This is a genomic window from Corynebacterium sp. 13CS0277, assembly GCF_002994655.1.
GTDB lineage: Bacteria > Actinomycetota > Actinomycetes > Mycobacteriales > Mycobacteriaceae > Corynebacterium.
The window spans coordinates 77,504-98,768 of record NZ_PPDL01000012.1 but is presented as its reverse complement, the minus strand read 5'-3'; the positions used below and the strand labels follow the sequence as shown (position 1 = coordinate 98,768).

Below are 21,265 nucleotides of genomic sequence, written 5' to 3'. Positions count from 1 at the left end.
CGACTTCTAGCTTCGGTGAGCTTGTGCCCGTTGGGTGGGCAGTGCGCTTACCGGAGCTACACACCACGCTAATGGGGTATTCTTAGCAATTACACGACGGGGGCGAGAAGCTGGCCCACAAGCTTCCGCGCGACCGCGCGGATGCGGTCTGAGTGCGCGAGGTAGTCCGCCATGATGTGCTCGCGGTCAACGTCGTCGTTGTCGGCGAGGAAGTCGTGGACGATGCGGGGTGTGACCTCAGGGTGGAATTGTACGCCCGTGATCCGCCCGCGGCGCAGTACCTGCGGGTAGTCAGGGGTGGTGCCAGGTACCCCGCTTGGTGTCCACGCGCCGTCGGGGGCGGGCCCGCTGACGGCGGTCACGGTGAACCCGGGTGGGATGACGCTCACCGCGTCACCGTGATCCTCGAAGACGACGAGCGTGTCAGTACCAGTGGCAGAGTCGGAAGTGTCCTGGGTGTCCTGGGTGTTCTCGTCGGTATGTGCGGTGTCGACCTCGAGGCTGCCGCGCAGCATCCGCACCCCGTATTCGGGCCCCGCGCTGGCCGGGCAGGCGACCGCGCCCCCGAGGGTGGCGGCGATGAGCTGCATCCCGAGGCACACGCCCACAAGGGGCACGTCGTGGGTGGCGCAGGCACGGATGATGTCTTTCGTTGCGGGGATCCAGGGCCAGCGTTCCTCCGAGTAGGCGTTCTCCCTCCCGCCGAGGACGACGACCGCGAGCCGCTCCCCGGCACCGGGGGCGGTGATGGTGCGGCCCAGGTCCTCTAGTGCGGCGATACCACCCGCCTCCCAGGCGGCGATGACCCGGGTGGTGGCACCGGCGGCGTGGGCCTCATCGGCGAGAGTACCGGGCGGGATATCTGCTTCGTGTTGGATGAAGACAAGCTCGCGCATGCCCGCCATCCTACGGCCGACCGCACCGCACTCGCCCTGCGGTGGGGTGGTGTGAAGTGATGGCGTGCGGTGGTGCTACCCCTGCTCCGGGGGTGGTTTTGGGGCGTGTGAGTATGGCTTGCCCTGTGCGGTAGGGTGGGGGCGTGACTGATAACGCTAGCGCTAACCACCAGCCCGTTCTGGTCGTCGACTTCGGCGCCCAGTACGCGCAGCTGATTGCCCGCCGCGTCCGCGAGGCAAAAATGTATTCCGAGGTCATCCCCCACACCATGACGGTGGAGGAGATTCGGGCGAAGAACCCGGCGGCCCTGGTGCTGTCGGGCGGCCCGTCGTCCGTGTACGCGGATGGGGCCCCGAAGCTGGACCCGGCGGTCCTGGAGCTTGGCGTGCCGGTCTTCGGTATTTGCTACGGCTTCCAGGCGATGACGCACGCTCTCGGCGGTGAGGTCGCGAACACGGGTAACCGCGAGTACGGCCGCACCGACATGCATGTTGATGGTGGTGTGCTGCACCGCGACCTGGAGGACACGCACACGGTGTGGATGTCCCACGGTGATGCGGTGCACCGCGCCCCCGAGGGCTTTATTGTGACCGCTCATTCGGAGGGCGCCCCGGTGGCGGCGTTCGAGTGCCAGGACAAGCGTATGGCGGGCGTGCAGTACCACCCGGAGGTGCTGCACTCGCCGCACGGCCAGGAGGTGCTGGTCCGTTTCCTTACGGAGATCGCCGGCCTGGAGCAGAATTGGACCCCGGCGAACATTGCCGAGGAGCTCATCGCCGCGGTGCGGGAGCAGGTCGGCCCCGAGGGGCGCGCGATCTGTGGCCTGTCGGGTGGCGTGGATTCCGCGGTGGCGGCCGCTCTCGTGCAGCGCGCCATCGGCGACCGTTTGACCTGTGTGTTCGTGGACCATGGTCTGCTGCGTGCCGGGGAGCGGGAGCAGGTGCAGAACGACTTCGTGGCGGCGACCGGCGCGAAGCTCGTCACCGTGGACGAGCGGGAGGCGTTCCTCGCGAAGCTGGCCGGCGTGACTGAGCCGGAGGCGAAGCGCAAGGCGATCGGTGCGGAGTTCATTCGTTCCTTCGAGCGCGCCGTCGCCGGCGTGCTGGAGGACGCCCCGGAAGGCGCGAGCGTGGACTTCCTCGTCCAGGGCACCCTGTACCCGGATGTAGTGGAGTCCGGCGGCGGTAGCGGTACCGCCAACATTAAGTCCCACCACAATGTCGGCGGCCTGCCCGACGACGTCGAGTTCGAGCTCGTGGAGCCGCTGCGCCTGCTGTTCAAGGACGAGGTGCGTGCCGTGGGCCGGGAGCTGGGCCTGCCGGAGGAGATCGTCAACCGCCAGCCGTTCCCGGGCCCGGGCCTGGGTATCCGCATCATCGGTGAGGTCACTGAGGAGCGCCTGGAGACCCTGCGTGCTGCGGATCTGATTGCCCGCACGGAGCTCACCGCCGCTGGTCTCGACGAGGAGATCTGGCAGTGCCCCGTCGTGCTGTTGGCGGACGTGCGGTCCGTGGGCGTGCAGGGTGATGGCCGTACCTACGGCCACCCGATTGTGCTGCGCCCGGTGTCCAGTGAGGACGCGATGACTGCGGACTGGACGCGGATTCCTTACGACGTGCTGGAGAAGATCTCCACCCGCATTACCAACGAGGTGCCGGATGTGAACCGCGTGGTGCTGGACTGCACCTCGAAGCCGCCGGGAACCATCGAGTGGGAGTAACCCTCCTCGGGGCGTAAGCCCCGTGGATGTCCTCCCCGCCCCACGCAGCCCCGCCAGGATGACAAATCTCCGTGGCGGGTGCGTGGGGGATACGACCACGTGCGCCCCGCACACACCGAGACTGAGTGTGTACGGGGCGCACGTGGTTTTTTGGCTCTTCACGCTTCGGGCGGGGTGGCCGCGCGCCGCGTGGCCGCCGTGCTAGGTGCGGCTGCCCGTGGCGGTGGGCTCTGCGGTGGCTGCCGTGGAGCTGTTCGGCGGGGTGGTGGTGGAGGTGGTGGCGCTGATCGGGCGGCCGTGAGCGTCCACGGTGACGGTCACCGTGACGGTCTCTTTCGCGTCAGCGGGTGCGAGGTCCTGCGGCAGCGGCTGCAGGCGGGTGAATTCCTCCCGGGTGGAGTCGGTGGCGACCATGGTGTCGAACTCCAACTGGCCGGCAGTGAAATCGATCCGCACGGTCAGCGGCGCGCCGCTAGCTTCGGCGTTGAAGAAGCGGTCCTCGCACTGCACTCGACGTGCGGTGCCGGTGGCGCCGGCGGTGGTGTCGGTACCCGTCCCGGCAGCTGCGGCGTCCTCGCCGTTCGCGGCGTCGCCCTGCTCCGCATCAGCGGTGCCAGTGGGCTGCGGGGCGCAGGTGATGATGGTGGGCACGTCCGCCGGGACGACGATCGTCAGCAGGCCGCTGCGCATCGTGATCGGCAGGGTGGTCGCGTGGTCGAGGGGCTCCAGGTCCGCCATGTTGACCTCCAGGGTGCCGGCATCGAAGGTGATGCCCTGTCCCAGGCGCGCCCCGTTGAGGCTGTCGAGGTCGATGGTGTGGTTGCCGGTGGTGATCATCGGATCCCAGCGCAGGCTGCCGTCACCGGTCTGCGGGGCGGCGTAGCTGCTCACCCGGTTGGCGACGCTGGGGTCCGGGTGCTGTTCCAACCAGAGGGCGGCGGCGATGCTGCCGACCGCCAGCAGGGCGACAGTGAGGGCAGTGATGAGCGCCTGCTTGAAGCGCGCGTAGCACACCCAGGTGATAGCCCCGCCGGCCAGCGTCACTCCAATGCCGACGACGAGTGCCACGGACCAGCTGGCGAGATCGTGCCCGGAGACGTCGCGGAGTCCGCCGGCGACGATGAGGGTGGCGATGACTGCCACCCCGAGGGCGACGAGGAAGCTGAACCAGCCGAACACTTTGAGGATGAGGGCGGCCCCGTTGCGGGGCTCGACCTCGGCGAACCATTCTCCGTTTGCCTCCTGCGGGGCGGTCAGCTGCGGGAAGCTGTATTCGGCGGTCTCCTCCATCGTGGGCTGGGCGGTAGTACCAGCCGCAGCACCCGCCACCGTAGCGTCAGCACCCGCCGCAGCGTCAGCACCAGCGGCCATGCCGGCAGCGCCGGCCGTGCGGTCACCGGCGTTCGCAGCGGTCGCAGCGGTCGCCGTGCCGGCACCGGTGCCGGTGGCGTGCTGCGCGTCCCACAGTGTGGGCGGGAACAGGGCCTGCATCGTGACCGGCACCGCCGGGTGCAGCAGGTAGAGAATCCACCAGGCGCACAGCAGGAGCAGCAGCCCACCGAAGGAGCCGAACATCAGCACACTGCCGGAGGCGACGGTGAACGCGCCGCCGAAGAGCATCCACAGGCCCGTGATGATGCTGAGCAGGATGCCTGTGGACTTGTCGGTGGCTTCCGCCTCCGTCTGCGGGGTGCGGGTGAGCATCTCGAAGGGGCTGTGGTTCGTGCCCCAGCGCGGCATGATGAGCCACGCCAGCAGGTAGCCGAGGATGCCCGTGCCGGAGAACGCCACGATGGCGAAGAGGATGCGGATGAGGGTGGGGTCGATGTAGTAGCGCACACCGATGCCTTCACACACGCCGGCGATCTTGGTGCCGGTGTGGGGGCTGCGGGGGATGCGGCGGGGCAGGGTGCGCCACTTGTGTGTCAGTGAGGGCACGCTGGCGGGCAGTGCCCGCAGGGTCGCCGTCGTCGGCACCGGCGGGATGGTGCCCCCGGTGGCGTCTGCGGCCGCGCTGTCGGAAAGCTCGGCCTCAGGGGTTGTGCCCGTGGTGGACGCTGTGGTCGTTGCGTCAGCATCCGCAGGCTGTGCGTCCGCCGCGTGCGGCTCTGGGGAGGGATGGGCCGGGGATTCCGCGCCCGCAGCATCAGTCGGGCGGGGCGTGCCGGAGGGGTCAGTGGTGCTCATGGTTCCTAGTGTGCGCGCCCGGGGTGCGGGTGCACATCGGGGTTTGCCCTGATTGTTGAAAAATCAGGGTGAATCTCGGGGTGCTGTGGCTGGCTTCCATCCGGCGGTGCGGGGCAGGATGGGGCCATGACTGTTTCACGCCCCGCGGAGGACACCCCCGCCCGCCCCGCGCCTGCGGCACCTGCGGCCCGCCCGGCTGCGGACCTGCACTCCGGCGCGCCCGGCGCTGCCCCTGGGGGCGTGTACGCCCAGGCCTACGCCCACTACCTGCCGGCCGGCGGGGACTATCCCCTCGTGTCGGCACCAGGGGCGCCGGTGCACCCCTATCCGCGCTTCGTGCGCCCCCGGGGCGGCCGGGCGGTGGCTGGCGTGGCCGCAGGGCTGAGCGCCCAGTTCCGGTTGAATGTGGCGCTGGTGCGGGTGGCGTTCCTGCTGCTGTCAGTGCTGGGTGGCATCGGCGTCGCGATCTACGCGCTGCTGTGGGTGGCGACCCCGTCGGCGGCCGGCCAGGCCCCGGAGTACCCGTTCCCCTCAGTGGGCGGCAGCAGCAGAGGGGCGGCAGCACCGCCCGGCGATCTGGCGGCGGGGGCGACGCACCGCTCCCGCGGCTGGGCGCTCGTGGCGTTCCTCGCGGGCCTGCTCAGCGTGATGACGTTGTCGTCGGCGTCGGGTTTGGTGGCCAGCATGTTTTTCCCCTTCCTCGTGGTGGGGGTGGGTGCGATGCTGGCGTGGCAGTCCTACGACCGGGGCCTGGCGGCGGGCAATAAGAAAACCTCGGCGCTGTTCATGTCGGGCGGCGCGATGCTCGTCGTCATTGGCATCATCATCGTGGTCGTCAACTGGGAGCACCAGCAGGCGCTGGTGTCGTCGATCCTGGCGGTGGTCATCACCTTGATGGGCGTCATTGGTTTGGGCCTGCCGTTGTGGCTGCGGCTGTGGGATAGCCTCCTGCAGGAGCGGCTGGTGCGCGCCCAGGAGAAGCAGCGCGCGGAGATCGCCGCCCGCCTGCACGATTCGGTGCTGCAGACCTTGGCGTTGATTCAACAGCGGGCGCAGGATCCGGCGGCGGTGGCGCGGTTGGCGCGCGGCCAGGAGCGGCAGCTGCGGGCCTGGCTGTTTGATGCCCCCGCGCAGGCGGATAGTTTGTTCGTGTCCTTGGCGGATGCGGCCGGCGACGTGGAGGACCTCTATGGCATCCGGGTGACGGTGGTGACGGTGGGGGATGACGTGCCCCCGCAACCCCTCGTGGAGGCACTCACGGGGGCGACCCGGGAAAGCTTGGTCAATGTGGCCAAGCATGCGGGTGTGGACTCGGCGGACCTGTATGTGGAGAACTTCGACGGGCAGGTGGACATTTTCATCCGCGACCGGGGTCGCGGTTTCGATCCGGAGGCGGTGCCGGCGGACCGGCAGGGGGTGGCGAGTTCTATTCGGGCCCGCGTGGAGGCTGCGGGCGGCACGACGCGGATTACCTCCAGCCCGGGGCGCGGCACCGAGATCGCACTGTCCTGCCCGCTGCCGCAGGCCACCGGCGACTCCGCCCCGGCCGTGGGCTAGAGCGCAGGACACGCCGCCGCCCGGGCCCCGGGTGCACCTTCTGTGCGGGTGTGTTGCCTGCCCCGGGGTGGACAGGCGGTGGCATGATCGGACGCATGACCCGTGTGATGATTGTTGACGACCACTCCATGTTCCGTGCGGGGGTGCGTGCGGAGCTGGGGAAATTCGCCGACCAGATTGAGGTGGTCGCTGAGGCGGGCACCGTCGCGGAGGCGGTCGCCGGTATTGCTGCGGCGCGCCCTGAGGTGGTGCTGCTCGACGTGCACATGCCCGATGGGGGTGGGCTGCAGGTGCTCACGCAGGCGCTCGCGGACCCGGAGATCGCCGCCCGCACGCGCTTCCTCGCGCTGAGCGTGTCCGATGCCGCCCAGGATGTCATCGCCATCATTCGCGCCGGGGCGCGTGGTTATGTGACGAAGACGATCGCGAGTGAGGAGCTCGTGGATGCGGTGCGGCGCGTCGCCGAGGGGGATGCGGTGTTCTCCCCGCGGTTGGCGGGGTTTGTGCTTGATGCGTTTTCCCGCCCGGATGCGAGCGTGCCGCAGGCCGCCCCCGCCGACACTCCCGCCGCGGAGACAGAGGGTGGGGCGTCGCCGGACGTGTTGACTCGTCGGGAGCGGGAGGTGCTGCGGCTGTTGGCGCGGGGGTACACCTACAAGGAGATCGCTGCCGAGTTGTTTATTTCGATCAAGACGGTGGAGACGCACGCGTCCAACATTTTGCGGAAGACGCAGACGTCGAACCGCTATGCCTTGAGCCGCTGGGCGGCGGATCACCACCTGGATTAGTGCCACCTTGATGAGCGGGGGCGCGTGGCAGCCGCGGCTGCTGCGCGCGGGAGGACGCACACGACAGACGCGCGAACGCGCGTGACGCACGTGAGGGCGCCTGCGGTCGAGGTGCTTGCGCGATGGTCGGGAGGATCGCGGGTGGGGGAGGAACCCCGGGGTGACCGCGGGAGCGCGGGGATGGGGGTGCCGTCAGTGGTGCCGTCGGCGGTGCAGGAGTCCCGGCACGCAGTGATGTGTGGCTGGTGTGGCGTGTGGGGCGAAAAGGGGGTGTGGGCTGCACTCTTGCTCGGGGTGGGGGAAGGGGTTAGTATCGGCAGGTGAGTTAAGGAACGTGTGTTCGAGCGCGTTCGATGGGCGTTCCCGGGTTGGAGGCTAGGGTGTCGAACGTGATTGCGTTGGAGAAAAAAGCTGCCCTTGCTCGCCTGCAAGCCCAGGTGCGCAGCGCCGGTGGCGACCTGTTGCGTGCGAGCGCGCTGCCTGGCGGGCTGGACGCTCCGGTTTCTGCAGCTGACGCGCTGTGTGGGGGCGGCGATGGGTCTCGCCCCGGCGGCTTGACCGTCATCGCCGGTGGCGATGGTGGGGCTGCGAGTGACCCGTCCGTCGGTGGAGCTGGCGTTTCTGCTGGCTCGAACATCGTGCGAGACGGCGGCGGTTCCCGCAATGGGGACAGTGGCCTATCGAACACCCCTGGAGGGGATTCTGTTCGACTCCCCGCGCCGCCTGCCGCGGAGGCCGTGCTGCCGGTGGCGGGCCGCCTGGGGGAGCTGCTGCCCGGGGGCGGTTTTCCGCGCCGTGCGATCAGCGAGGTGGATCCGTGCTGCGGGATCATCGCCGACCTTGTGGCGGGCGCGACGGCTGCGGGGCAGTTCGTCGCCATCGTCGGCTGGCCGGATCTCCTGCTGGCCGAGGTGGCCGACCGGGGGGATCTCTCCCGGGTGGTGGTCGTCCCCGACCCGGGGGCGGACCCCCTCCACGCGATTGGGGTGCTCGCCGAGGGCGTCGACCTGGTGGTGTTCCACAGTGCCCGGGACTGGCAGATCAGCCCCACCCGCGTCCGCCCGCTGCTGGCCCGGCTGCGGGGCGGTACCGCCGCCGTGCTGATGAGTGGCGCGCACGCGCCCTCCCCGGCGCTGCGACTGCGGGCCCGCACCGCGGGCGTGGCGGGCCTGCGGCAGGGGGCCGGTCGTATCCGGGGCCTCGACGTGGAGGTGCAGGTCGTGACGAAGAACCGGCCGGCCGTCCGCGAGGTGCTTCGCCTCGGCGCGGGCACCCCGGCCACAGCAGTAGCGCGCACGCAGTCGCGCGAGCCCACGGGGCTGGCCAGCGTGCCCGCACCCGTGGCCGCCACGGCGGGGTAGCCCGGAGCAGGCCCTGGGCGCGGGCGCGGCGCACCCAGGGCAACGAGATGACAACACGACACACAGGAGAAGGAGGAGAAAAGACGATGGCGGTCGTGTGCCTGTGGTTTCCTGATTGGCCGGCGCACGCGGCCCGGCTCGTCATCGATGACGCAGAGGCAGTCGCCGCCGTCGGCGCGCCGCGAGGACTCGTCCAGGTTATCGACGAGTTCACGCCCGTCGCCATCATCGCCAACCATGAGGTGATGGTGCTCAGCCAGGCGGCCCGCCAGGCCGGGGTGCGGCGCGGCATGCGGGAACGCCATGCGAAAAGCGTCTGCCCGGAGTTGGTGCTGTGCGCCTGCGATGAGCACCGGGATGCCCGCATCTTCGAACCCGTCATTGCCGGCCTGGATGAGGTGGTAGCCGGCGTGGAGGTGGTGCGCCCCGGGCTTGTCGTCATGGCGTGGGATCCGGTGGTGAAGTTCTATGGCGGCACCACCGCCGCCATGGAGCAGCTGCTCACCGCGGCCAGCATGGCCGGGGTGGATACGTGCATCGGGGTGGCGGACGAGGTGCCGACGGCGATTCTGGCGGCGCGGCGCAGTGTGGTGGTGCCCCCGGGGCGCAGCCGGGAGTTCCTGGCCACGGTGCCCCTGTCGGCGCTTGTCGCCGAGGAGTCCTTCGGCGCGGACGTGGAGACCGTGCGCACGCTGCTCGACAGTGGGGTGACCACGCTTGGGGAGTTGGCGGATCTACCGCCGCGCTCCGTGACGACGCGCTTCGGTGCCGCGGGCAGCCGCCTCGTGGAGATCGCGACCGCCCGCGATGAGCGCACCGTCGCCCCAGCGTTGCCCGTCCCGGAGCGGGTGGTGCGCGTCATCCCCGCCGAGCCGTTTTCCCGTGTCGACGAGGCGGCCTTCTGCGCCCGCAGCGTGGGCCGGAAGTTGGCGGCCGCGCTCGCGCAGCGGGGCGTGGTGTGCCAGCGCTTGGCCATCGCCGTGGAGTTCAGTGATCCTTCCTCCGGGGAGGTGCAGTGGCTGCGCCGCACCTGGCACACCCGCATGGCGGTGGATGAGCGCATGATTGCCGAGCGCGTCCGCTGGCAGCTCAGCGGCTGGCTGACTGGCGGCGGCCGGGGCCTGGTGACCGCCGTGGAAGTCGATCCCATCGAGTGCGTGGTCGCCCCCGATGGGGTGTTGTGGGATGCGGGGCGCGCGAAGGAGGAACACCTCCGCGAGGTTGCCGTCCGCTTGCAGGCCCAGCTGGGTGCGGGCGCTGTGCTGCAGCCCAGTGTGCAGGGCGGCCACAGCCCCGTCGATCGGCTGGAGCTGGTGCCCTTCGGCGACGGGCTGCGTGCCCCGGAGGAGGACACGCGCCAGTGGCCGGGCCGGCTGCCCGGGCCGCACCCCGCGAAGCGGGGCGGTGGGCCTTCCCATCCGGGTGCCCCGGTGCGATTACTCGCCGCCGATGGTGCGGGCATTGTCGTGACCCGCGAGGTGGTGTTGAGCCATCGTCCGGCCCGGCTGGTGTGGGGCCAGCAAAGCTTCACTGTGACGGGCTGGTCTGCGGTGTGGCCAGTCGCGGACGCGTGGTGGGATCGGAGCCGCTTAGCTGCGCGGCAGCCGGTGGCAGACATGCAGGCAGCAGCGTCAGGAGACGCGGCATCCACCCCTGCCGCGCCACGCAGTTACGTCGTGGAGCATGCCGCCGATGCGGGGTCCATCGGCACCCCCGCCCTGCCGGGGGCTCTGGGGGCTGCGGCCCACAGTGTGGCGATGGGGGAGGCGGTGGGGGAGAGGTGCGCGCGCATGCAGCTGGCTGCGGAGGACTCCCGCGGTCAGTGCCATGCCTGGTTGTTGGTGTGGTGGCGCGGCGGTTGGCACGTCGAGGCTACGTACGACTGAGTGTGAGGACGTGCGACCCACGTGCCGGTGCCGCCGGGGTGGGGTGCGCTCCCGGGTGGGGTGTGTGCCCGGCTAGTTGGCGCTGGCGTCCTGGGTGATGTCGATGACGAGGCGGGTGGGGTTGTTCAGCACCTGCACCGAGTAGGGGCGCTGTTGCCCGCTCAGGCCGATGATGAATTGGGTGCGGCCTTCGAAGGTGCCGCCGGTGGTGACCTGCTGGACGATGGGGCCGTCGGCGGTCACGGTGTCGAGCCGGGGGTCGTCGATGCCGGCCTCGAAGGGGTAGGTGGTGCCGTCGATGCCGACGTCGAGGAAGGAGTCGCCCTCGGTCGGCAGCGGCAGCCCGGAGGCCTGCTGCGCGGGGGCGGCGGTGTAGTCGATGAACCAGCCGGGGGTGCCCTGCCCGGAGAAGTCGAACACGACACGATCGAAGCCTTGGTGGCTGCCCACCCGCACGCCGGTGACGACGAGATAATTGGGGGCGGTGGGGCGCAGCGTTTTCATGTCGATGTTGGCGTCCCCCAGCGGGGTAATCCCGCTGTCCGTCGACGGGCGTGTCGTGGCCTCAGAGGCGGTGGCTGACAGCGGCCCCGACTGTGCGAGGGCCTTCGGCGCGGTGGAGGTGGTGGCGACGGTGTCGTTGCTTGCGGCGCAGGCCGCCACCCCTGCGAGCAAACCCCCGATCGCCAGGGCGGTGCCGGCGGCTTTCCAGGCGCTGCCGCGGCTCGCGGCCCCGACGGTGGCCCCCGTGGTGGCGGAGGTGGTGCGGGTGCTGCGGCTGGTGGGGTCTGCGTCGCGTGTCATGCTTACCAACCTAGTTGCATGTGTGACTGGTGGGGGCACTGTGATCACGCGATCCGCTGATTGGTTGTCACATTGTTATGCAATGTTCGAAGCGGGCCGCACAATCGAACGGTCAGTCGCGTCGGCGTGTGAATGGCATGCCGCAGGAGCTGGACGTCAAGCATCACGCCATCACGAGTGCGCACCATCGCAAACATCGGGTGGCGCGCACGTGGGCTGGCTAGACTGGTCGCATGTCTGCTCCGAGCTTGTCCTCCGCCGCCCCGACCTCCCCGCGCTGTTCGACGCAGCTGCTGGAGGATCTTCCCGGCACGGCGAAAACCGGCACGGTGTACGTCGTCCTCGAGTACCACTACGGCTGGGGCCACGACGTGCTTGACGACGACGTGTTCGGCCCGGAGCTCGCGGCCGCGATGCGGGGCCACCTGAAGAAGTACGGTGCGAGCCTGCAGCTCGTGCGCAAGCCGGGCCGCGCCGGCCAGGATCGCCCGCAACGCACCCTGTATGTGGTGCACACCGGCAACGGGGTGACGGCCCCGTGGGCGCGCCGCCTGGAGGTCACCGGCCCCAGTGACGTGCTGGAGATTGACTTGGCGACCCCGGAATCCGTCGGCGGGGAGCCGGTGGAGCACCCCCTGTTGCTCGTGTGTACGCACGGCAAGCGGGACATGTGCTGTGCGCTGCGCGGCCGCCCGTTGGCCGCGAGCCTGCAGGCGACGTTCCCGGGCGATGAGGTGTGGGAGTCCTCCCACACCAAGGGGCACCGTTTTGCCCCGAGCGTCATCCTGTTGCCGTGGGGCTACTCCTTTGGCCGCCTGGATGCGGCCGCCGCGAAAGCGATGCTGCAGCAGGCGGCCCGCGGCCGGATGGTGGTCGACGGCAACCGCGGCCGCGGTTGTTTCGATGCGCCCGGCCAGGTCGCGGAGCTGGCCGTCGCGGCCGCGCTGTTGGATGCGGGCGAGGACCTGGCGATGGGTGCGTTGCACGTGACGGAGGAGTCCAGCGCTGACGAGGAGCTGCAGGCCCGCCTCGTGGCGGACCTCGTTGCCGCCTCCCCGGAGGGGTATGACGAGGCCCGGCTGCTCGCGCGCACCGTCATCCACCCGGATGGCCGCGTGTGGGAGGTGCTGCTGGCCCAGGATTCCTCTGCGCCTGTGATGGCCAGCTGTGGTGCGGCCGCGAAGCCGCAGACAACCTACCGGGCGGTGTTCCTCCGCGCGGCGGAGTAGGGGCGATATCGGCCGCGGGCGGCCCGGCCCCGCCCCGGCTCATCGTGGGGCCGGATGTCGTGGTGCGGGGCGCGTGTGCTGGGGGCGTGCGTGGGGTCTGGAGTCCTTCCCGTGATGGCTGTCTTGACCGCCTCGCAAAGCATGCGCCTGGTGCGATCTGAGGGGGTTGCTTGCGGCTGTGTGTGGGGTGTCTGCGGGGTGCGAGTGGGGCTGTTGTTTGGGGCTGAGGGCATCTCGGAAGCGTTGCGGGAAGGTCTCGATTCTGTAACGTTTCGCGCCCGCAGGTGCCTCGTGTGGGGGTGAGTGGATGAACCCTTTTGGGGGTGATGGACTGAACGCAGCAAGGCTTAAGGAAATATTTAACTTGGCCTTATATGCAGGCGTTTCGCGCGCTCAATGATGTGACCTATGACGTCCTGACCAGCAGCGATGGTGTGTGTTGTTGTTCACAAGGATGGCTTAATTTTGCTTAAGGTACTAGCCTCTTGGGGGCCGGTGTGGTCCATATGGTCCGCCTCAGCACGTGTGAAGCCTGCAGGAATGTTCCCGAGAAGTGGGTGCCTGAGAATTGTTCAGTGTGCCGACGTTTTTCTGACAGTTCTGCTTCGACTTCACTGTGTGGTCGTCGTGTCAACATCTGCGCCACCAGCCGTGGTTCCCCCTCGTGGATTCGCAGCCCCGAGGGTCCCTCTCCTGGTGCGTGACTGACTGTGTGACGACGCGGCCGAAGGGTGTTCTCCGCGCGGTGTTCGCATCACCGCCCGCCGAGGACATCCCTTCCCCGGGGAGCATGTCGCTCCTGGCCGTGTGGCTGACACCGTGGCACCACACCGGCTCCCCGCTCCCCTCCGTGCGGCATATCGCAGTGCCTGACCCGGGGGTGCGCGGGGAGACTTCCCGTGGCTTGGGGTCCCCCGTGTTCTTTGTTCACGCGTGGGGGCTCACGCAGCCTGCCGTGCTTTTTTCTTTCACTTCGACGGTTTCACGCATCATGACTCTTCACCGAACCAGACCAACTTCTGGTCACCCCATCTCCGGTCACTCGCCTGGCGGCAGTGACGATCACGGCGCCGCCACGACTGCGGCGACGTCCTCCCTGCGGGCCACCTACCGCCACCCCGCCACCGGCTGGGCTGCCGTGTGGCTGGGAGTACTCGTCGCCTGTGGGCTGTGGCGACTGACCACCACCGCAAGCCTGTCCCCGGGGTGGGCGCAGGCCACCGGCGGCATGGCTGCCGCCGCCACAGTCTTCGCCCTGCTGTGGGTGACGGCCCGCGCGCCGCGCCCCCAGCACGATCAGACGCAGTCGACGCGCTCGCCGCGCCCCTGGGCGCGGGTCGCCGCGAACCTGGCACCGACTGTGCTGCTCATGTCGGTGTTCCCGCTCATCGCCAGCACGTTCGCCGTCACCACCATTGGGGTCGGCCCGCAGGCCACGCCGACGCTGCTCGTGGTGCTGGCGGTCAGTGTGTCCGTCCCGTGGGCGTGCGGCATCGTCGCCGCCCCCTTCTACCCGGCGTTGGCGCAGGTCTCCCGCAGCAACCCCGAGGTGTTCGCCGCCGCGTTCTTCCGCACCTGGCCGGTGCTCGCAGTGTGGGCGCTGGTGCCGGTGGCGGTGTTCACCACCGCCGCCACCCTCCTGCAGGGCTGGGGCGCGGAAGCGGCCCTGTTCTTCGCGCTGGGCCTGGGGTCGAATGTGCTGCTCGCGCAGGCGCTGGTGGCGATCCAGGAGCTGCGCTTCGCCGGCACCCAGGTCGCCGCCTGGGCGGGCTACGCCGCGGCCCTCTACGCCGCCCCGCAGCTGTGGTGGCTGGCCCCACTGGCCGGCGCGGTCGTGTGCGTGCTGCGCCTGCGCGGCCAGGTATCCAACCTCTCCCGCCCGGAGCCCGTCGACCGGGCCCTGGTGCTCAGCGCGATGCGGGACGGCGCATGGTCGTCCTCGGTGCTGTGGATCGACAAGTTCCTGCTCATCGCCATCTTCGGCGTGGGCGTCGACGTGTACACCGTCTACGTGGCGCTCATCCCCATGGTGGTGGCGCAGTCGCTGTACTTCGGCCGCCTCTACGACAGCTTCAACGCCTACCAGCAGCGCCTGCAGCGCCTCGTGGCCACGACCCCGGCCGCGGGCCTGCCCGCCCGCCTGGGGGCGATGTGCCGCCGCATCGAGTACGTGGTGCTGGGGCCGGTGGCCCTGGCGGTGGTGTGCGCCATCGCCATCGTGGGCCTGGGGCCCAGCCTCGGACTGGGGCTCACGGGCGCGTTGGCGTTCGTGGTGCTGGCCCCCGTCGGGTTCCTTGCGGTGAGCCTCTCGGCATTCCAGCTCACTCAGCTGGGCGGCGCCCGGCAGGCGCGCCTCATCTACGCCGCCCACGTGGCCGCCACGGTGGTTGCGTGCGTGTTCCTGCCGTTCGCGGCGGCGTACCTGGTCCTCATCGTCGTCGATGGGGTGCTGGCGACGTGGACGCTGTCGCTCATCCGTCGGCGGGTGCGTGCCGCCGCGTTCGACATGTTCTGGAAGGAGGCGGTGGCATGGTAATCCGCACCGTCATGGGGAAGTCCTGGCGCGCCCGCCGCGCCCGGGCCGTGGATACGAAAACCCGCGAGACCACAGGAATGTTCACCACCGGGGCCACCCGCACCGCGCCCGCCGCGGCCGACGACACCACCCCGCAGGGTGCACCTGACGCCGCCGCAGTCGCCGCGGGCGACACCGCCCAGGAGGCGGCGCTCGCGGACGCCCCCGCACCTGCTGTCGCGGCGGCGGAGCTCAGTGCCGCGGCCGCGGCGAAGCAGGCACGCGCCACTGCGGCCCGCGTCGCCGAGGAGGGGGCGCAGCCGCCTGCCGGTGGGGCGGCGTACATCCGCCTGCCGGGGGACACCACGCCCCTGGTCAGCGTGGATGTCGCCATCGTCATGGAGTCCACCTACCCGTTCCTCAAGGGCGGGGTCAGCGCCGTGGTGCACGACATCGTCACTCACAACCCGGGGTTGAGCTTCGGCATCATCCACATCGCCTGGGATTCGGACGCGCCCTCGGAGGACTTGTACGACATGCCGCCGAACGTGCGCTGGGTGGACGTGCAGTACCTCTCCCTGGAGGAAAACCGCGCCGAGTTCATCGAGGCGGTCACCAACCCGCCCGCCGGCGTGGAGCACGTCACCGCGGCCGAACTCGTCGCCGCGCTGAAGGCCTGCGGTGAGGGCAACCCGGAGCCCCTGTGGACGATCTACCACGAGGCCGCCAACCCCTTGAGCGCCCACAAGACGGTGTGGCCGGTGCTCGCGACCCGCGAGTTCATGGACACCACGCTGAGTTTCGCGGCGGACGCGCAGGCGAACTCCCGCATCGGCGCCGACGCCGTCGGCGTGGAGGAAGCCGCGACGAGCTTCGACGACGACGTCACCGTGGGCGAATTGTTCTGGGCGGTGCGCGACCTGTTCTCCTTGGCGTACTCCCTGTGCCACCGCACCTACCCCACGGCGAGTGTGTACCACGCCCACACCACCGGCTACGCCAGCTTCGTCTCCGCGGCGGCCGCGCAGCAGAACCGCGGGTCCTTCCTCCTCACGGAGCACAACCTCTACGTCCGCGACACCGTCAACACCCTCATCGATCGCCGCATGGACCTGCCGGTGACGCTGCGCAGCCCGGAGGAGCTGGCGCGCACCACCATTGAGCGGCTGTGGATCAAGTGGTGGACCGACATGGGGGCGTTCCTGTACCCCTCGGCCGACCACATCACCTACCTGTACCCGGCCGCCATTGAGGAAGCCAAGGCCCTGGGCGGGGACCCCTCCAAGTCGGAGGTGCTGCCCAACGGCATGGTGTGGGAGGACTTCGCCTTCGGCCGCACCCGCCGGGAGTCCGTCGTCGAAGAGATCGCCGCCGGCCGCCACACGACCTGGCGTTTCGCCTGCATCGCCCGGGTGGTTCCCATCAAGGGCATCCTGGAGCTCATCAACGTCGCCCAGGAGCTGAAAAACCGCGGCATCACCAACTTCACCATCGATGTGCTGGGGCCGAAGGATCACGTGCCCGACTACTACGAGAAGTGCGTGGAGCACGTGAAGAAACTCCACCTGGAGGACACGGTGTTCCTGCGGGGCACGGTGAAAGTGCGGGAAGTCTTGCACGAGTACGACGGCCTGGTGCTGGCGTCCTTCAACGAGGGGCAACCGGTGGTGGTGCTGGAGTCGATGGCGTGCGGCCTGCCGGTCGTCGGCACCGACGTCGGCGGCATGGACCAGGTGGTGCGCGATCCTCTCTACGACGAGGACGGCACCGCGGTCGACAGCTGCGGGGTGCTCGTCACCCCGGGCGACATCACGGGCCTGGCGGACGGCCTGCAGGCACTCATGGACGATCCGGAGACCTACGTGCGCTGGCACCGCAACGCGCTGACCCGGCTGAAGTCGACGTTCCTCATGCCGACGGTGATGCGCCGCTACGACGCCATCTACCGCCGTTTGGGCGCCGGCACCCAGCACTCGGGCGGCGCGCCCACGCCCGCAGGCACCGCCGACCTGGGCCGCGGCGCCGACGACATCACCGGCGCAGCCCCCGCCGCCCCCACCCCGGCGGCCACCGCACAGCCTGCCGCGGCGAAGGGCGCGGGCGCTGGGGGCGCTGCAACCACCCCGGCAGGTGGGGGCGCTGCCACCACCCCGACAGGTGGGGGCGCACCCACCTCCCCGGAGGAGGAAGCCAACGCCGACGTGCTCGCCAAACACTCCGGGGTGGTGCGCGCCCTGCTCGGGGCCCGCACCCCCAGCACACCTCGCTCATGCGGCGCCTCGTCGGCGGCGGCTACCACCACCCCGGCACGCCCGCCGATGGCGGCGATGCCCGCGACACCGGGGCCGCCCCATGATGGGCAGCGGCGCGCAGGACGCGACCCTCGTCGACACCCGCAGCGGCGGCGGCACCCGCCGCCGCTTCCCCCGCCTGGCATGGATGCGCTACGGGGACCCCATCACCCCCAGCCAGCTGCGCAGCGCCCGCGGAAAATTCCGCGCCGCCATCCTCCAGCCCTGGGAAGTGGAGGCCGCCACCCAACTGAAACAAGCCGACCCCGACTGCGTGGTCCTGGCCTACCAGTGCGCCTCCTCCGTGCGGGACTACGAACCGGGCCCGGTGTACTCCAGCATGCTCAACCCCCAACTGGCGGAAGAGCTCGGCACCTTCGCCACCCGCGGCGGCCGCCGCGTGGAGTGGGACGGCTACCCCGGCCACTACCAGCAGGACGTCACCAACCCCGTGTACCGGGCGGCCGCCAGCACCGGCGCCCTGGCGCGGGTCATGGGCACCTCCTTCGACGGCATCTACGCCGACAACGATGTGTTCGACGACTACTACCAGCTGCAGCTGCCACTGGACCAGATCGCCGACGCCGGCGACCTGCGCCACGGGCTCACGGAACTCCTCCACGACCTTGGGCCCCGGCTGGCTGCACAAAGAAAAATCCTCGTGCCGAACATCGCCGAATCCCGCCGCCTGCGCGGCCGCTGGGAAGAACACTCCCACTACGGTGGCGGGGTGGAAGAATGCTGGCTCGCCTGGGGCACCAACCCGGACGAAAGGCTCGGGCCGGAGGACATCAAAGCCCAAGCCCGCCAACTGCGGGCCCCCGGCCTGTCCATCATGCGCACCCCCGGTACCGGGGATGCGGAAGACCCCTACGTGCAGCTCGCATTGGCGGCGGCGTGGGTGTTCGCCCCGTCCAGCGATGTGGCGGTCACCGCCACCGCCCACGACGGCTACTCCGTGATCCCCACCCACCCGGCCGCGGACATTGACCTCGGGCCGGCGCGGGGGCCGCTGCGGCACAGCGGCAACGGAGTGTTCACCCGCCGCCTGCAGCACGGCTACGCCGCCATCAACGTCGGCACGGAGCAAGCCTCCGTCGGCCCCCGGGATGCGCGCCGAGTGCTGGCCCCCTTCACCGGCTACCTGTGGGGCGCGCCCTGCTGGTAGAGCACACGCACCCACCCAACGAGGCCACAAAGGCCCCTTGGGTGGGGTGCGTGGTGATTTTTCCGGCGCCGCTGAGAGCACCAGTGGTCGTCAGGATCCTTTACGCGGGTGCGGCGGTGGAGGTGGGGGCCGTGGTCGGGGCCTGCTGAAACTCCTCCGGCACCGGTGCGGTGGAGCCGGTGGCGATGAGATACCAGCCGATGCCCATCATGACCGCCAGCATTCCGGTGAGAACTGCCCGGGCAACACGGGTGGCCCGCAAGGGGGAGTTCTCCCTGGCCTGCCAGATGCTCACCCCCGCCAGGAGGGCGGGGCCGAGTGCGGCGTAGTAGAAGCCGAGGAAGAACACCACGATGCTGGCTGCCGCCAAGGCCCACAGCAACACGTCGAGCGGCGTCTGGCGGGCCCGCGGGGCAGGCGCCCCGGCGGTGGCCCCGGTGGCTTCTGCTGCGGGGGTGGTGTGTGTCGCGTCGGTCGGGTGCTGGGCGCGGCGCTTGCTTCGGCGGCTCATGGTGGCGGCGGGTCTTTCTGAGGTGTCAGGCGTAGATGCAGTGCGGGCAGCGTGTGCTGTGCGCACAGCGGCGTGGGGTCGGGGTCTTGGCTGTTGATGGTACAAGTACACCCCACCGGTGCCGGGGCACGGGTGGGGTGAACAAGGAGAAGGCAGGGCACTCGCCCGGGTGTGGCGTGTGCCGGCCGGGCGTGGTGCCGTTAGCGGCGCAGGATCTTCTTCGACAGCCAGTTGCCGAACAGCTGGGCAATCTGCACGATGACGATGATGACCGCGGTGGCCACCCAGGTGACGTTCCAGTCGAAGGCCTGGTAGCCGTAGGTGATCGCAAAGTTGCCGAGGCCGCCGCCGCCGACGTAGCCGGCCATCGCCGACATGTCGACCACCGCAATGAACGCGAAGGTGTAGCCCAGCACCAGCGGGCCCAGGGTCTCCGGGATGATGACGGTGCGGATGATCTGCCACGGGGAGGCACCCATCGCGCGGGCCGCCTCAATGACACCGGGGTCGAGGGAGACGAGGTTTTGCTCCACGATGCGGGAAATACCGAAGGAGGCGGCGACGATCATGACGAACATGGCGGCGTTCGTGCCGATCGTGGTGCCCACCACCCCGCGAGTGACCGGGCCTAGGGCCGCCAGCAAAATAATGAAGGGGATGGGGCGCACCAGGTTCACGATGATGTTGAGCCCGGTGTAGACCACCTTGTTGCGCAGGATGCCCTGGTCGCGGGTGGTGTACAGCAGCATGCCGAGCGCCAGGCCGATGATGCCGGCGATGATCATCGTGCCGACCACCATGTACAGGGTGGTGGCGATCGCCTCCGTCAGCTTCGGGGTGAGCCGATCCCAGTTGGCGGCGAGGATTGTCGTCGTGGTCATCGGAGGATCTCCTCGCAGTCGGTGGTGGTCTGCAGCTGCTCGTAGAAGCGCTGCACTGCCTCAGGGTTACCGGTCAAACGGACCGTGACTTTGCCAAACGAGTGGCGCTGCAGGGTGGTGATACCGCCGTGCACAATCGCAATGCGGGCCCCGCCTTCCCGGGCGGCGGCCGCCGCGGCGAAGAAGCCCGATTCTTCCGTGAGGTTGACGGTGAACAGGCGGCCATCCTTCGCCAGGAGATCATCGGCCTCCACCACGTCGGGGGTGTTGCGCAGGCTGGTGGCCACGAAGCGGGCGGCGACGTCCGTCTGCGGGTTGGAGAACACCTCGAAGACGCTGCCGTGCTCGACGATGCGGCCGTTTTCCATCACGGCCACCGTGTCGGCGATGGCGCGCACCACATCCATCTCGTGGGTGATGACCACGATCGTGATGCCGAGTTCCTTGTTGACTTTGCGCAGCAGCTTGAGCACGTCCTGGGTGGTATCCGGGTCCAGGGCGCTGGTCGCCTCGTCGGCCAGCAGCAGGCTCGGGTTGGTGGCCAGGGCGCGGGCGATGCCGACGCGCTGCTTCTGCCCGCCGGAGAGCTGCTCCGGGTAGTTGTTGCCCTTGTCGCCGAGGCCGACGAACTCCAACAGTTCCTGCACGCGACGCTCACGCTCCGCTTTCGGCACGCCCGCGAGCTGCAGGGGGTAGGCCACGTTGCCGGCCGCCGTGCGGGAGCTCAACAGGTTGAACTGCTGGAAGATCATGCCGATGCCGCGGCGCAGGGAGCGCAGCTGCTTTTCCGGCATGCCGACAACGTTGCGTCCGTCGACGAGCAGCTCCCCGGAGGTCGGGGTGTCGAGGCCGTTGATCATGCGCACCAGCGTGGATTTGCCGGCGCCGGAGTAGCCGATGATGCCGATGACTTCACCGGGCTCCACCGTGAGCGACACGTCTGTGAGTGCCTCGGTGCGGTGCTTGCCGTTGGTGAAGACTTTGCCAAGGTTGCGGAACTCCACGCGGGTGCCGCGGGGGGCATCCGGGGTGTGGGGGGAAGCGGTGCTAGTCACGGGAGTTGACTCGTTCCAATCAGGAAAAACACAGGAAAAACAATCGAAGTGGCGGGGCGTGCCTGCTCAGGGAGCGCCCGGGGATACGGGCCTGTTGAGCGCACGCGCCCCACGCAGCTGACACGGGATACCGCAAGAGGACCAAGCAGGAGGACCAAGCAGTGGGTGCGCGGGGCGGGGCGAGAAAAAACAACAAAGGGGGATTGTGTCACGCAGGCGTAGCCCGGGGCGAGACGACGGAGAAGAGATGGAGAGATAGAGATGGAGAGATACGTAAAGAAGAGAAGAAGAAGTGACGTGAGAAGAGAACGCTAGGGAAGAAGAGAAAGGGAAGAAAAGAAGGAAGAAGAGGGCACGAGTGCGCTCACGCGCCGCGCGGTGGCCCGGCGGTCTGCGGGCCGGGGAGGTGCGCGGC

Annotated in this window: 14 protein-coding genes and 1 pseudogene; 9 read left to right on the top strand and 6 right to left on the bottom strand. The window is 69.5% G+C overall.

All coding sequences use genetic code 11. From position 1 onward, the window contains the following. Positions 1-89: 89 nt before the first annotated feature. On the bottom strand, positions 90-896 hold the full coding sequence (locus C1Y63_RS06740) for a type 1 glutamine amidotransferase (protein ID WP_158256108.1): 807 nt from the start codon (positions 894-896) through the stop codon (positions 90-92). A gap of 143 nt (positions 897-1,039) precedes the next feature. Between C1Y63_RS06740 and guaA the strand changes: the two genes are divergently transcribed. Continuing rightward, a complete protein-coding gene (gene guaA, locus C1Y63_RS06735; protein WP_106015701.1) occupies positions 1,040-2,617 on the top strand; it encodes a glutamine-hydrolyzing GMP synthase in 1,578 nt (525 codons plus the stop codon). A 201-nt stretch (positions 2,618-2,818) separates the two neighbouring features. Here the strand turns inward: guaA and C1Y63_RS13230 are convergent, their stop codons facing one another. Beyond that, entirely contained in the window at positions 2,819-4,804 is a 1,986-nt protein-coding gene (locus C1Y63_RS13230; RefSeq protein ID WP_199189073.1) for a PspC domain-containing protein, read from the bottom strand. Positions 4,805-4,930: 126 nt separating this feature from the next. Between C1Y63_RS13230 and C1Y63_RS06725 the strand changes: the two genes are divergently transcribed. The 4 genes from C1Y63_RS06725 (at position 4,931) to C1Y63_RS06710 (ending at position 10,396) form a co-directional block, all read left to right on the top strand. Next, positions 4,931-6,361 (top strand): ATP-binding protein, encoded by a 1,431-nt coding sequence (locus C1Y63_RS06725; RefSeq protein ID WP_106015700.1) that lies wholly within the window; start codon positions 4,931-4,933, stop codon positions 6,359-6,361. A 95-nt stretch (positions 6,362-6,456) separates the two neighbouring features. Beyond that, on the top strand, positions 6,457-7,149 hold the full coding sequence (locus C1Y63_RS06720; protein WP_106015710.1) for a response regulator transcription factor: 693 nt from the start codon (positions 6,457-6,459) through the stop codon (positions 7,147-7,149). A gap of 380 nt (positions 7,150-7,529) precedes the next feature. Next, the gene (locus C1Y63_RS06715) at positions 7,530-8,510 is read left to right on the top strand and encodes a hypothetical protein (protein WP_106015699.1); all 981 of its coding nucleotides are present in this window, start codon (positions 7,530-7,532) and stop codon (positions 8,508-8,510) included. A gap of 47 nt (positions 8,511-8,557) precedes the next feature. Continuing rightward, positions 8,558-10,396 (top strand): DNA polymerase Y family protein, encoded by a 1,839-nt coding sequence (locus tag C1Y63_RS06710; RefSeq protein ID WP_106015698.1) that lies wholly within the window; start codon positions 8,558-8,560, stop codon positions 10,394-10,396. Between the two features lie 72 nt (positions 10,397-10,468). Here the strand turns inward: C1Y63_RS06710 and C1Y63_RS13035 are convergent, their stop codons facing one another. After that, on the bottom strand, positions 10,469-11,200 hold the full coding sequence (locus tag C1Y63_RS13035) for a hypothetical protein (RefSeq protein ID WP_233195618.1): 732 nt from the start codon (positions 11,198-11,200) through the stop codon (positions 10,469-10,471). A 233-nt stretch (positions 11,201-11,433) separates the two neighbouring features. Between C1Y63_RS13035 and C1Y63_RS06700 the strand changes: the two genes are divergently transcribed. From C1Y63_RS06700 to C1Y63_RS13025, 4 genes and pseudogenes are all read left to right on the top strand, one after another. Continuing rightward, positions 11,434-12,429 (top strand): sucrase ferredoxin, encoded by a 996-nt coding sequence (locus C1Y63_RS06700; protein ID WP_106015697.1) that lies wholly within the window; start codon positions 11,434-11,436, stop codon positions 12,427-12,429. A 991-nt stretch (positions 12,430-13,420) separates the two neighbouring features. Next, positions 13,421-14,965 (top strand): hypothetical protein, encoded by a 1,545-nt coding sequence (locus C1Y63_RS06695; protein ID WP_146128888.1) that lies wholly within the window; start codon positions 13,421-13,423, stop codon positions 14,963-14,965. Further along, positions 14,959-16,878 (top strand): annotated as a pseudogene (pelF, locus tag C1Y63_RS13030) (GT4 family glycosyltransferase PelF); the annotation flags it as partial. The gene C1Y63_RS06695 and the pseudogene pelF, both read left to right, overlap by 7 nt. A 418-nt stretch (positions 16,879-17,296) precedes the next feature. After that, entirely contained in the window at positions 17,297-18,403 is a 1,107-nt protein-coding gene (locus C1Y63_RS13025; protein WP_106015694.1) for a putative glycoside hydrolase, read from the top strand. 100 nt (positions 18,404-18,503) lie between these two features. Here the strand turns inward: C1Y63_RS13025 and C1Y63_RS06675 are convergent, their stop codons facing one another. From C1Y63_RS06675 to C1Y63_RS06665, 3 genes are all read right to left on the bottom strand, one after another. After that, positions 18,504-18,914, bottom strand: coding sequence for a hypothetical protein (locus C1Y63_RS06675; RefSeq protein ID WP_106015693.1), 411 nt, complete (start codon positions 18,912-18,914; stop codon positions 18,504-18,506). A 200-nt stretch (positions 18,915-19,114) separates the two neighbouring features. Beyond that, a complete protein-coding gene (locus tag C1Y63_RS06670; RefSeq protein WP_106015692.1) occupies positions 19,115-19,795 on the bottom strand; it encodes a methionine ABC transporter permease in 681 nt (226 codons plus the stop codon). Then, positions 19,792-20,850 carry a methionine ABC transporter ATP-binding protein gene (locus C1Y63_RS06665; protein WP_106015691.1) on the bottom strand — a complete coding sequence of 353 codons (1,059 nt, stop codon included), beginning with the start codon at positions 20,848-20,850 and terminating at the stop codon, positions 19,792-19,794. The genes C1Y63_RS06670 and C1Y63_RS06665 overlap by 4 nt, the downstream gene beginning before the upstream one ends. Positions 20,851-21,265: the final 415 nt, after the last annotated feature.